The 13,292-nt window shown below is 35.1% G+C and carries 12 protein-coding genes; 3 read left to right on the plus strand and 9 right to left on the minus strand.

The features are described 5' to 3' along the window. Positions 1-46: 46 nt before the first annotated feature. Positions 47-1,891 carry a translational GTPase TypA gene (typA, locus tag CD30_RS02385; protein ID WP_036172004.1) on the minus strand — a complete coding sequence of 615 codons (1,845 nt, stop codon included), beginning with the start codon at positions 1,889-1,891 and terminating at the stop codon, positions 47-49. A 149-nt stretch (positions 1,892-2,040) separates the two neighbouring features. Between typA and CD30_RS02390 the strand changes: the two genes are divergently transcribed. Then, entirely contained in the window at positions 2,041-2,226 is a 186-nt protein-coding gene (locus CD30_RS02390) for a DUF5325 family protein (protein ID WP_036172007.1), read from the plus strand. Positions 2,227-2,367: 141 nt separating this feature from the next. Here CD30_RS02390 and CD30_RS02395 read toward each other — a convergent pair whose 3' ends face one another. Both CD30_RS02395 and CD30_RS02400 read right to left on the minus strand, forming a co-directional pair. Then, positions 2,368-3,159, minus strand: a complete 792-nt coding sequence (locus tag CD30_RS02395) for an inositol monophosphatase family protein (protein ID WP_036172010.1) — start codon at positions 3,157-3,159, stop codon at positions 2,368-2,370. 124 nt (positions 3,160-3,283) lie between these two features. Further along, positions 3,284-3,481: a hypothetical protein gene (locus CD30_RS02400; RefSeq protein WP_036172013.1), complete on the minus strand. Its 198-nt coding sequence runs from the start codon at positions 3,479-3,481 to the stop codon at positions 3,284-3,286. Positions 3,482-3,594: 113 nt separating this feature from the next. Here CD30_RS02400 and CD30_RS02405 point away from each other — a divergent pair, with 113 nt between their 5' ends. Beyond that, on the plus strand, positions 3,595-4,224 hold the full coding sequence (locus CD30_RS02405) for a YktB family protein (protein WP_036172015.1): 630 nt from the start codon (positions 3,595-3,597) through the stop codon (positions 4,222-4,224). Between the two features lie 191 nt (positions 4,225-4,415). Here the strand turns inward: CD30_RS02405 and CD30_RS02410 are convergent, their stop codons facing one another. Together CD30_RS02410 and CD30_RS02415 are read right to left on the minus strand one after the other, a co-directional pair. After that, complete coding sequence (locus CD30_RS02410) at positions 4,416-4,691, minus strand: UPF0223 family protein (RefSeq protein WP_036172018.1); 276 nt, start codon at positions 4,689-4,691, stop codon at positions 4,416-4,418. A 21-nt stretch (positions 4,692-4,712) separates the two neighbouring features. Beyond that, positions 4,713-5,672: an NAD(P)H-dependent flavin oxidoreductase gene (locus tag CD30_RS02415; RefSeq protein ID WP_036172019.1), complete on the minus strand. Its 960-nt coding sequence runs from the start codon at positions 5,670-5,672 to the stop codon at positions 4,713-4,715. 144 nt (positions 5,673-5,816) lie between these two features. Between CD30_RS02415 and CD30_RS02420 the strand changes: the two genes are divergently transcribed. Next, positions 5,817-7,286 (plus strand): aminotransferase class I/II-fold pyridoxal phosphate-dependent enzyme, encoded by a 1,470-nt coding sequence (locus tag CD30_RS02420; protein WP_036172022.1) that lies wholly within the window; start codon positions 5,817-5,819, stop codon positions 7,284-7,286. A 61-nt stretch (positions 7,287-7,347) separates the two neighbouring features. Here CD30_RS02420 and CD30_RS19390 read toward each other — a convergent pair whose 3' ends face one another. From CD30_RS19390 to CD30_RS02440, 4 genes are all read right to left on the minus strand, one after another. Then, positions 7,348-8,652 carry a diguanylate cyclase domain-containing protein gene (locus CD30_RS19390; RefSeq protein WP_052126020.1) on the minus strand — a complete coding sequence of 435 codons (1,305 nt, stop codon included), beginning with the start codon at positions 8,650-8,652 and terminating at the stop codon, positions 7,348-7,350. Positions 8,653-8,776: 124 nt separating this feature from the next. Continuing rightward, positions 8,777-9,454: an LrgB family protein gene (locus tag CD30_RS02430; protein ID WP_036172024.1), complete on the minus strand. Its 678-nt coding sequence runs from the start codon at positions 9,452-9,454 to the stop codon at positions 8,777-8,779. Then, positions 9,426-10,010, minus strand: coding sequence for a CidA/LrgA family protein (locus tag CD30_RS02435; protein ID WP_235801990.1), 585 nt, complete (start codon positions 10,008-10,010; stop codon positions 9,426-9,428). Before CD30_RS02435 ends, CD30_RS02430 begins: the two co-directional genes overlap by 29 nt. Positions 10,011-10,148: 138 nt before the next feature. Beyond that, positions 10,149-13,229 (minus strand): efflux RND transporter permease subunit, encoded by a 3,081-nt coding sequence (locus CD30_RS02440; protein ID WP_036172027.1) that lies wholly within the window; start codon positions 13,227-13,229, stop codon positions 10,149-10,151. Between the last annotated feature and the right edge of the window lie 63 nt (positions 13,230-13,292).

The following is a 13,292-nucleotide window of genomic DNA, read 5'->3' on the forward strand; positions in this document are numbered from 1 at the left end:
CTTCCCCAACACCTTTCATCTTCCCCAATAGATATGCTATTCGTTTTTATTGTTCAGCGAATTTTTTCTTTTTCGCCAATTTTTCACGTTCATTTTTATCTAAAATTTGTTTACGTAGACGGATGGATACTGGTGTTACTTCTAAGTACTCATCTTCATCTAAAAATTCAAGTGCTTCTTCTAGCGTTAAGATACGAGGTTTTTTAATAACATTCGTTGCATCTTTCGTTGCAGAACGTACATTTGTTTTTTGCTTCATTTTTGTAATATTTACAGTAATATCGTTATCACGGTTATTTTCACCAACGATCATACCTTCATAAATTTCAGTACCTGGTTCAACAAATAGTGTACCACGGTCTTCAATTTGCATCATACCATAAGTAGTTGCTTTTCCTGTTTCCATTGATACAAGTGCACCTTGGTGACGTCCACCAACACGACCCGCAACAACTGGTTGATAAGAATCAAAAGTATGGTTAATGATACCAAAACCTTTTGTTAAAGACATGAATTCTGTTGTATAACCGATTAATCCACGTGCTGGAACCATGAAGATTAAACGAACTTGTCCGTTTCCTTCATTAATCATATCCAACATTTCACCTTTACGGTTACCTAAAGATTCGATAATTGAACCAACGCTTTCTTCTGGTACATCGATTTGTACACGTTCAATCGGCTCACATTTAACGCCATCAATTTCACGGATGATTACTTGTGGTTTAGACACTTGTAACTCATAACCTTCACGACGCATGTTTTCGATTAAGATCGATAAGTGAAGTTCACCACGACCAGAAACGATCCAAGCATCCGGTGAATCTGTATCTTCTACACGAAGAGATACATCTGTTTGTAATTGAGAACGAAGACGCTCTTCAATTTTTCTAGAAGTAATCCATTTTCCTTCGCGGCCTGCAAATGGAGAATTGTTTACTAAGAAAGTCATTTGTAATGTAGGCTCATCAATACGTAATGGTGTTAAAGCTTCTTGATGCTCCACAGGACATACTGTTTCCCCTACATTGATTTCTTCCATACCAGATACGGCAATCAAGTCACCAGCGTATGCTTCTTGGATTTCTTCACGTTTTAAACCGAAGAAACCAAAGATTTTTGTAACACGGAAGTTTTTCACTGTTCCATCAAGTTTCATTAGGGCTACTTGTTGACCAACATGAATTTTCCCGCGGAATACACGTCCAATTCCGATACGTCCAACGAAGTCATTATAGTCAAGTAGTGCTACTTGGAATTGTAATGGTTCTTCACGAGTATCTACTGGTGCAGGAATATGTTCGATAATTGATTCGAATAAGCATTTCATATTTTCTTCTTGTTTTGATGGGTCTGGATCAAGAGATGCAGTACCATTTACACCTGAAGCGAATACAACCGGGAACTCTAACTGCTCTTCATCCGCACCTAATTCAATAAGTAAATCAAGTACTTCGTCAACAACTTCTTCAGGACGAGCTGAATCTTTATCTACTTTATTTACAACAACAATAGGTGTTAATTTTTGCTCTAATGCTTTTTTCAATACAAAGCGAGTTTGCGGCATACAACCTTCATAAGCATCAACTACAAGTAAAACACCGTCTACCATTTTTAAAATACGTTCTACTTCTCCACCAAAGTCCGCATGTCCTGGTGTATCTAAAATATTAATTCTTGTACCTTCATAATTTACTGCTGTATTTTTAGCTAAAATTGTAATACCACGTTCACGTTCGATATCATTTGAGTCCATTGCACGTTCTTCAACATGCTCATTCGTACGGAATGTTCCAGACTGTTTTAATAATTGATCCACAAGTGTAGTTTTCCCATGGTCAACGTGCGCGATAATTGCAATATTGCGTAAATCTTGTCTTAAGTTTGACATTATTCCACTCCACATTCTTTTTTTCGTATGATTAACTGTGTTATTATAGCACATGAAGAAGTATCTTGTCTTTTAAAGTTTTTTTATCAAAATATTAATTACGTAAATTGATATGAATGAAATTTCCTAGCAAAAAGGGAGGCTTTTAAATGAATTTAGCAAAACTTGTCATGTTTATCTTTGCTTTAGCTGCAATTTTATCGATGGTTTCTATTGGCTATGCAATAGCTGTTCAAAGTGTATTTGGTGCGATAGCAGCAGTACTTGCTCTAATTGTAGTCTTTTTATTAGGATTTACAATGAAACGCAAATTTCGTAATCAAGGATTACTTTAATACAATTATTCCTTTTTATTTTTTCACTAAAAAAGAATTACATTCATTAAAGGACAAAACAAGACAAAATTCATTGTGTTGTTTTAACAAGCAAAACACCGCAATAGCTTTAAGTATCTACTTAAACGCTACTGCGGTGTTTTATTTTTCTTCAATATATTGTTCTAATATGAGTGGATGAATGGATGGGTTGGCGATGATAAACGTGTCTGTTGATAATAAATCAAATTTTTCTCCTTGGAAATTTGTTGCGACTGCACCAACTTCTTTTGCGATAATTATTCCTCCGCCAATATCCCAAGGAGAAAGTCTCATCGATAAATATGCATCCAACTTTCCACTTACGACAAATGCGATTTCCATTGCAGCCGAACCGTATGAGCGAGTACCACGCACAGTTTTTACTAAATCGATTATTTTTTCATGGTTTACTCGTCTATTGGGTGTAACCCAGCTTGCATTAATTCCAATAACAGCTTCTTTAATGTCGATTGGCTTTAACTTTCGTAGCGGTGAATCATTATACCATGCTCCCTCATCGGCGATGGCATAAAATAAATCCTCTCTCATCACATCAAATATGTACCCTAATTTGCCAATTCCATTAACAAAAAAACCGATTGTAATCATAAAATGACGATGTTGTTTCACGAAATTCATGGTACCATCGATTGGGTCAATTATCCAAACTGGCCCATCAAGGGATTCAACCTTTTCTCCCATCCCCTCTTCACCAATTATTTTATGATGTGGAGCGAAAGCGTTGATTTTTTCAATAAAAAACAATTCTGTTTCACGATCAATGTTTGTAACTAAATCATTAGCATCGGATTTTGTTTCAACTTTTAGTTCATATGAAAAGGCATCCCTTATACGTTTTCCCGCTTCAAATATCATTTCCTTTGCAAATTCATCAATACGATGTAAATCCATTTTCCCCCACCTTCCCAAACGGGGATACTGTATGAAATTATTGTAACATCCCCATACTTCATTATAACAAAAAATCACTTGCAGCTTGTGATTTGCAAGTGATTTTTAGTTGAATATGCAATTTTCATACATATGCATGAAGACCATCTAGCTCGTCTTGAATCTCCTTCAAGCGTTTTTTACATTTCTCCATTTCTTCTTCATTGTTTTCTTGCATAGCGGAATAAAGTGAGGCTAATTCATAATCAAGTTCTAAACGTAAAACATGTTCGTATTGCTTTTCAATGTCAACTTTACGTATAATTTTAATCATCTGTTTCATATGAATCACTTCCCTTTCCTTTTTAAAAAACTTTTTTCACGAAAAGCTATTGTTACAAGATTTTTCCCAAAAAACAATGAAAATAAACATCATTTTTGAAAGGTGGAACAAAGATGTTAAATAAAATTAAATGGACTAATGAAGATTTTGATGTTTTTAGAATTGATGGACTAGAGCAACGTATGGAAGCATTAACTACTATTGTGCGTCCAAAATTCCAAATACTTGGTGAGCACTTTTCTCAGTACCTTAGTTTGAATCAAGGCGAAGAGTTTTTCCCACATGTTGCAAAACACGCTAGAAGAACAGTAAATCCTCCTAAAGATTCTTGGGTTGCATTTGCTCCTTATAAACGTGGATACAAAGCTCTTCCTCATTTTCAAATTGGTCTTTGGGATACGTATTTATTCATCATTGTCGCGATTATCTATGAGGCGCCACAAAAAAATGTAATGGCGAAACGATTACTTGAGAATATTGAAATATTCGATAATCTTCCAAACAATTTCATCTTCTCAAACAATCATATGTCTCAAGATGCTATATCTTTAGAAATAGGTAGAGAAGAAAAATTGGAACATGCGTTAACCTATTTACACGACGTAAAGAAAAGTGATTTTCTGGTTGGACGTCATATTTCCCGTGAAGAGGCTGTTCAACTTTCGTCTGATCAATTCTTGTCGATTGCTGAAGAAACTTTTGAAGCACTCTTACCTATATACAACGTCATGATAAATAAATAGAAATTCAATTTTTGTTCAACTTTTTTGTGTGTTGTATAATTAATATGCACTAATGATAAGCAAACATTACATTTTTCTACTGATTTTCTTAATTCTTTTTTTATTTTTATTCAGTATATTTTTTAAACCCTTTAAGGAAAGGGAAAAAGAAAAGGATGTAGCTACAAAACTGATCTTGTAGCTACATCCTTTCATCTTTGAACTCGAATAATTTCTCCATCTTCTAATTCTTTTACTTTTTTCACAACTTGGTAGCTCACGTAGCCGCTCGCTTCTTCAAATTCGCGAAATACTGATTTTTCTTCAGCTTGGGATGGAACAATTTGCTTAAAACGACGATATAAAGCTAACATATCTTCACGTTTAATCCCTTTTTCATAAGCTTTTTCAATTCCTTCAAAAAATTGAACAACTGTTATAATCTCTTCTGTTGTCCAGTCTGGTGAAATCGGATAAGAGTATTCCATAAATGACCCTGCCTTTAATATTTATTGTCCCCATTTTACTCGGATTTTTTCAGCTTGTACAACCATTCGTTCAATTAACTCTTTGACGGTCGGTACATCTTGGATCATACCTGCAACTTGACCTGCCCAGCCATATCCATTTGAAAAGTCACCATCATAAATGAACCTTTTGTTTGCTTTCCCACTTATCAAATCCTTTAAAGCTTCATAAGTAGGAGATACTTTTTCAGTTTCTAGAATTTTTTCTGTAAATGCGTTTTTTAACACACGGGCAGGGGCACCAATTGAACGCTTTATAATCGTTGTGTCCGATTCACTACTATTTAGTAAAGCTTCAATATATTCTGGAGAAGCATGGACACATTCTTTCGTAGCTATAAATCTCGTTCCCATTTCAATACCTTCAGCTCCTAGCGCAAGAGCGGCCATCAAGCCTCTTCCATCACCTATTCCACCTGAAGCAATGACCGGTATGGAGACACTATTAACTACTTGCGGTACGAGAACCATTGTACCAACATCGTCTCGCCCTAAATGCCCTCCCCCTTCTTGACCAACTACCATAACCGCATCTGCTCCTAATTCTTCAGCCTTCTGTGCTTGGCGGCGTGCAGCTACGAGTACTAGCTTTTTACAATCTGCGTTTTCCAGTAATTTAAACAAAGGTGCTGGATTTCCACCAGTCATCGTGATTACAGGTACTTTTTCTTCAACGGCTACTTCTACCATTTCTTCATAGCCCTTCCCGTAATTCCCTATTGCAAAGTTAACACCAAATGGTTTATTTGTATTAGCTCGTACCTTATGTATTTCCTCACGTAAGCTTTGTGGTGATTTCAATGTTAAAGCGGTTATTTGGCCTAAACCTCCAGCTTCTGAAACGGCTGAAGCTAATTCTGAATAGGCTAAATATGCAAGTCCCCCTTGAATTATCGGATACTTGATGCCTAATAATTTTGTTACACGTGTCTCCCAATTCATATTTATCTCCCCTTTCGAAATACTAATAACATAATACTTTCTATTGATAAAGTAAAAATCCTTTATTTTTTTATAGTCACGAGTGTCAATAGGTGCTATAATTCTTCTTGTTTTGAATTTACGTAAAGCGAGGTGGTACCTGCGTTGTCACAATTAGAAACTCCATTGTTCGACGCACTACTCAAACATCGAAATAGACATCCAATCCAGTTCCATATCCCAGGCCATAAAAAGGGGCAAGGAATGGATCCGGCTTTTCGAGAGTTTGTCGGCGACAACGTTTTATCAATTGATTTAATTAATATTGCTCCACTAGATGATTTACATTCACCGAAGGGCGCCATAAAGGAAGCTCAAAGTTTAGCTGCTGAAGCCTTCGGTGCTGATTATACATTCTTTTCCGTCCAAGGTACTAGTGGGGCCATTATGACGATGATCCTGTCCGTCGTAGGTCCAGGAGACAAAATTATAGTACCTCGGAATGTTCATAAATCAACAATGTCGGCTATTGTTCTTGCAGGTGCCATTCCGATTTTTATCGCACCAGAAATTGATACAGAGTATGGGATTGCCCACGGTATATCTGTAGAATCTGTAGAAAAAGCATTGACTACGTATCCTGATGCAAAAGCGATGCTTGTCATAAATCCGACATATTTTGGATTTGCAGCTGATTTAAAACAAATAGTTGATCTTGCACATGAACGGAATATTCCTGTTATTGTTGATGAAGCTCATGGTGTGCATATAAAATTCCATGATGAGCTTCCCATTTCAGCAATGCAAGCAGGTGCTGATATGGCTGCTACAAGCGTTCACAAACTAGGTGGCTCATTGACACAAAGCTCTGTTTTAAATGTACGTGAAGGACTTGTTTCTATCAATCGTGTTCAGTCTGTTTTTTCAATGTTAACGACAACTTCAACGTCTTATCCGATCTTAGCTTCATTGGATAGCGCTAGACGCCAACTAGCAATTCATGGATTCGATTTAATTGATCAAGCAATTCGCCTTTCAAAGGATGCAAGAAAAAGAATTAATAAAATCCCACATTTAAAATGCGCTGGTCGCGAGTTATTAACTTCTTCAGCAACTTTTGATATGGATCCAACTAAGTTACTTATAAGTGTTAAAGATTTAGGAATTACAGGACACGAAGCTGAAGAATGGTTACGTAATAATGCAAATATTGAAGTTGAGTTATCTGACCTATATAACATTCTTTGTATTGTTACGTTAGGAGATACAAAAAAAGAACTGAACTTACTAATCAATGCATTACAACGTATGTCACAAGCCTATGATTCAGAAGCAATGGTTACAGAATCTAAGGTAAGTGTTCCAGACATTCCAGCCCTTGCAATGTCACCTAGAAATGCCTTCTATTCTTCAACAGAAATGATTCCTTTTAAAGAATCAGCGGGATATATCTGTGCAGAATTCATCATGGTGTACCCACCAGGAATTCCCATTTTTATTCCCGGGGAAATAATAACAGAAGAAAATATAAATTATATTCAAATGAATATTGATGCAGGTCTCCCTCTACAAGGACCTGAAGACAGAACGATGCAATATGTACGAGTAATTAAAGAACGTATGCCGATCTATTAAATAAAAAAGCATCAGCCTATTAAAGTGTAGCACTTGATAGGCTGATGCTTTTTATTCTAATTTAAATATACTGTGTTACTTGATTGCGACCATTTAGTTTCGATTCATATAGTGCTTTGTCTGCCATAGAAAACACTTTTTCAAGTTGCAATTCCCCATCTGGCATTAGTGTAACAACCCCACTGCTTACAGTCAAAAATGGATTGGTTTTTGAAGTTTCATGTTTTATTTTTAGTTGCATGACAGATTCTCTTATATTTTCTGCAAGTTTAAATGCATCCTTCTCCGATTCATGCAATAGCACAACGCAAAATTCTTCCCCACCATATCTAGCCGCAATAGAAGTAGGTTCATTGACAAATTGTTGTATACTTTTTGTAACCTTCTGTAAACATTCATCACCTAATAAATGACCATATGTATCATTAAATTTTTTATAGTAATCGATATCTATAATAATTAAAGAGAAATAATGAACTTGTTTTTTTGCTAATTCCCACTGTTTCACTACATATTCGTTTAAATATCTACGATTATACAGCCCTGTTAGCGGATCAATGTTCGCTTCTGCTTCCAGTATATTAAAATTGTTCGAAAGTTCATTTCGCATAATATCCACATTTTGAATTAACTCAGACAATTCATCCTGCTTCTTATAACTAGGAACATCCTTAAAAAAATCATGCTGTGTATAGCTTTTCACACAACTATTTAATTGGATAATTGGACTAATGACAGATTTTAATGTTCGAATATTAAACAATAGATTAATTATAATCATCACTATAATAGTGATTACTAAAGTAAATAAAGTATTGTTAATTCCATTTTGCATCTTATTTCGTACAATTGTTCTTTCGGCTTCTATTTGTTCATTAAAATTAGAAAAGATATTTCTAAATTCGTCCAATGCTTCTTTACCATTTTTCAACAATGGCGCACTTATTTGCTTTCCATTTTTTGATAATTCAACGAATGCCGAACCGTAATAGTTTTGCCAATACTCACCTTTGCCTATGAACCATTTTGCTTCATAATTTAAAGAAGGGAAATCAACAATATATTTTAATAATTCTGTTTTACTATGATTGAATTGTTGTAAACCACTTTCATAAGGTTCTAAAAATTCTTCATCATTGGTTAGACTGTATCCTCTTTGACCTGTTTCCTGGTCAATTAATGACCGATATAAATGGTTTGATGATTCTTCAATATGATCGAGTACTTGCTGACCTTGAATATTTTCATTTAAAAATGTGCGGATAGAGATTGCGGAAATAATGACTAATATAATTATAACAATGGCTGAAGCAACAACTGTATATAATAATCTAGTTCCTAATTTCCCTAACGATCGTATGTTCATTGTTGTACCTCTCGTTTAGCTATTTCAATCCTATTTTACCACACCTAGAATTTCACCGTCTTCCGACTAAAAAGTGACTTTTATTGTTACAAGCTATTATTCATCTAAAGAGGTCATTTCATTTTTATATAAATAGTGCAAAAATTGGACATATAATTGCCCCAATTACAGCACTAAGACTCATAGATACAGAGCCAATTGAGAGATCTTCTTCTCCATACTCACTTAATTTAGAAACTCCTACTCCATGGCTCGCACTTCCCATTGAAACACCACGACTTATTGGCGAACTAATTTTAGCCCATTTATATATATACGGTCCGAATATTCCACCAGTAAACCCTGCAATCATTACTAATACAGCAGTTAGCGGAGCAATACCTCCGATTGTTTCACTTACCTGCATAGCAATTGGAGTGGTTAATGATTTTGGTAGTGCAGTTAATATCCATTCTTTTTCAATTTTAAATAAAGTAAGTAATACATAAATGCTAATTAAACCACTCATCATAGCGATAAATAATCCCGATAGAATACTGTATTTATATTTTACAAGTAAATGTCTTTGATTATATAGCGGGTAAGCTAGACCAACTACGGCAGGGCCTAATAAGTTCTGCAACCACTGACCACCTTCCATATATACTTCAAAAGGAATATCAAAAATTAATAATCCTACTACTAATACGATAGACGAAGTAATAACCGGCATTAAGAAGGGATAGTTGTAACGTTTATATAATTTCGCCATTACCAAATAGACAATAATTGTACTAATGATTGATAGTGCTACTCTCAACATATTCTTCCTCTTTATCTCCCTTCTGTTCTAATTCAGTTTCTAAATCCTCATTTTCTATATTATTATGAATTTTTAATTCATCTTTTTCCATTATAGGTTGGTCTACTTCTTTTTCCTGGATTTCATCTAGATTATTTACTTCCACTGTTTGCTTTTTCCACATTTCTTCTTTTTTCTCGATTTTTTGGCTTAAGAAGCTAGTTATGAGGATAGCAAATAAAGTACTCACAATTACTCCAAGAATTAAAATTAACCCATTATAAGATAGCAATTGTGGATATTCAATAATTCCAACCATTGGCGGAATATAAAACAGTAACATAAATCCGATTAAAAAACTTGCTCCGTCACGAATTAATTCAATTTTAATCCATTTAAGTAGTAAACAAATAAACAATAAGATAAATCCTACAACACTTGGTGGTAAAGGGATTTTGGTTAATGTTACTATCAGTACACCTAAATAATGAAATATATATAAAATGAGTATTTGTAAAACTGTTCGTACAGTCCTCATCATACTGGAATATATCGATTCCTTTAAAATTTCAACCACCTCCTCAATAAAGACATTTTACGCCTGTTAAAAATGTATGTCTATGTTAGAAATATATAAAAAAGCAACCCGATCCGAAAGAATCGAGTTGCAGCCATTCCTTACTTACTATATTTACTTCTTTTTTACTAGTTGCTCCTAATCTTCTACCAGTTCTTTTCGATTTTTTCTTAACATTTTTGACAATAATTCATAAACGATTGGTACTATAATTAATGTTAAAATTGTTGAACTTAGCAACCCACCTATTACAGTTACCCCTAAGCCTTTGGAAATTAAACCACTTCCCTCTGCTCCAATCGCAAGGGGTATAAGTGCACCGATTGTCGCGATGGCTGTCATTAAAATTGGTCTTAAACGAGTCGCTCCAGCCTCTAAAATAGCATCACGCATTTTCATTCCTTCACGTTCCATATGAATAATTCTATCCACAAGAACGATTGCATTTGTTACGACAATACCTATTAACATAAGCATACCCATCATTGCAGATACAGAGATTGTTTCATTTGCTAGCCATAATGCAACAAGGGATCCTATAACCGTAAATGGAAGGGAAAATAATATCGCAAATGGTGCGAGCCCTTCTCCAAATGTGACCACTAAAATAAAATAGACAATAGCGATTGCTGCAAGCATAGCTAACGCTAATTGTGTAAATGCTTCTTCCATATCTGCGGTTACACCACTTACACCAATTTCAATACCCTTTGGTAATTCAAGATCTTTAATTTTCTGTTCCACTTCTGCAGAAGCTTTCGTTATATCTTTTGAAGTCACTGTCCCTGTGACATCTGCAAATAATTTACCTTTACTTCGTGAAATAGTGTTAGACACTGTTCCTTCTTGTAATTCTACAATATCGCCAAGCTGAACGGATGAACCTAAAGGGGTTGGTATTGATTGTTCAAGCATATCCTCTATGGAATTTGCGACTTCATTATTACTTTGAATGATAACATTTATATCAGAACCATCTTTTTCAAGGGTCGTAATGACTTCTTCTGTTTGATTCGGATTTAACATCATCGCAATTTGTATGGTAGACAATCCGTATTGTAATAATGTTTGCTGATTTACTTTCAATGTAAACTCATCATATCGCTCCGTGAGACTTGTGGAAACGTCCTTTAGATTACCCGATTCATGCATGATATTCTCTATTTCTAACACTGCTTCCTCTACCTCTGTTAAGTCGTCACCATAAACAGTATAACTTAACGAGCTACTCGACATAGACATATTAAAGTTTTGACTTTTCCAAGTGCCTGTTTGATCTAATTCTTGAACATATTCTTCAATCTCTGATTTTACATCGCTGAAATTTTCAGTCTCTGGATCAAATATGACATACATTAAAGCTCCGTCAGAACCTCCGCCCATAGCCATCATAGGATTACCACTTCCTCCTATTGAAACTTGAACAATGTCTACATTTTCTCTATCCATCAGTTCCTGTTCGACGAAACCTACATTTTCTAATGTTGTTTCCTCTAACTCACCAGCTTCAGGAGTATAGGTTAAATATAAAACCTTCTCCTCCTCTGCCGGTAAGAAACTAAAGCCAACTATTGGAGCTAAAAATAAACTAGCTAAAAGGACACCAACAGCTATAAGTGATGAAATCCATTTATGCTTTAATGACCATGCAAGAAGATCTTTATAATTACGAGCAAGTGCACTACTTTTACCTTCTCGCATTTTCGCATGACCTTTATTCCCGTACAGTTTTTTCTTAAAAAGACTATGGGATAGAGCTGGTACAACCGTAATCGCAACTAACAAGGAGGCTAACAGTGCAAAGGTCATCGTTAAAGCAAAGGGCATAAATAATTCTCCAACAATTCCACCTACTAATACGAGAGGTGCAAACACAGCAACTGTAACTAAAGTCGAGGCTAAAATAGGTTTAAACATTTCGATCGTTGCAGAACGGATTAAAGCTCGTCCTTTTAACGGTTCATTCTTTAAATGCAATCGTCGATATATATTTTCAACAACCACGATTGAATCATCGATTACACGTCCGATTGCAACCGTCATCGCACCTAAAGTCATCATATTTAATGTAATATCCATTTGTTTAAGGACGGTAAATGCAATCAATAATGATAATGGTATGGAAATAACTGAAATTATCGTTGACTTAATATCTCTTAAGAATATTAAAATAATGAAAATGGCAAAGCCTGCGCCGAAAAGTGCCTTGCTTAACATTGTTTCAACAGATTTTTCAATAGGTTCGCCTTGATCAAGGGTCGTATCAATAATTAATCCATCAACAGATGATTCTAATTCCTCAGCAATGTCCTTTGCTTCATTTACTACCGCAACTGTATTGGCATCTTGACCTTTTACTATTTGTACAGCGATAGCTTCTTTTCCATTTGTACGTGAAACAGATTCTACTTTACCAACCAATTCGATTGACGAAATGTCTCCCAATGACACAAATGGTGATGGATTAGTCTCCGTTGGTGTGACAGGTATCAATAATTCCTCTAATTGTTCTATCGTTGTAATTTTTCCATCAACAACTACAGATTGTTCTTTTTCTTCAAATGGAAATAAACCAAGGGGCATTTTTAAATCATTTGCCTGAATTATTTGTTTCACAGTATCTTCTGTTAAACTGTGGGATGCAAGAGCAGCTTCATCAAAGGTCAATTCAGCCTCATTCACATGTTGACCAGAAATAGATACGGATGAAACGCCATCAATTCCTTCTAATTTTGGCATCACAATTTCTTCTACAGTAGATGTTAATTCTGCAATGTCTTCTGTATCACTTGCAACACTTAATGCCAATATTGGAAATGCATTTATCGTTATTCGAGCTATGGAAGGTTCCTGTGCATTATCTGGTAACTTAATATTTTCTAATACAGATTTTATTTCTCTTTCTGCATCTGCCATATCTCTTCCGTATTCATATTCAATTTGTAGATTTGACATATTGGCATAGGAAGTAGAGCTAACGGAAGCGACACCTCTAAGATTGGTAACAGCGTTCTCCATTGGAATAGAGATATCATCCATTACTTGCTCAGGTGTTGCACCAGGATAGACTGTCATTACAGTAATGACAGGTATCGATATATCTGGGATTGTTTCCATATTCATTCGATAGGTAGAATAGAGTCCTGTACCCAGTAATATAATTGCTAGCAACCAGACAGCTAGCTTATTTTTCACAACAAAATTTACTAACCCTTTCAATTTAGCACCCACCTTTAACAATTCATTTAATAATTGTTTCACTTAAGGTTTGTCATTAAAGGA

It is taken from the genome of Ureibacillus massiliensis 4400831 = CIP 108448 = CCUG 49529, assembly GCF_000772965.1.
Taxonomy (GTDB): domain Bacteria; phylum Bacillota; class Bacilli; order Bacillales_A; family Planococcaceae; genus Ureibacillus; species Ureibacillus massiliensis.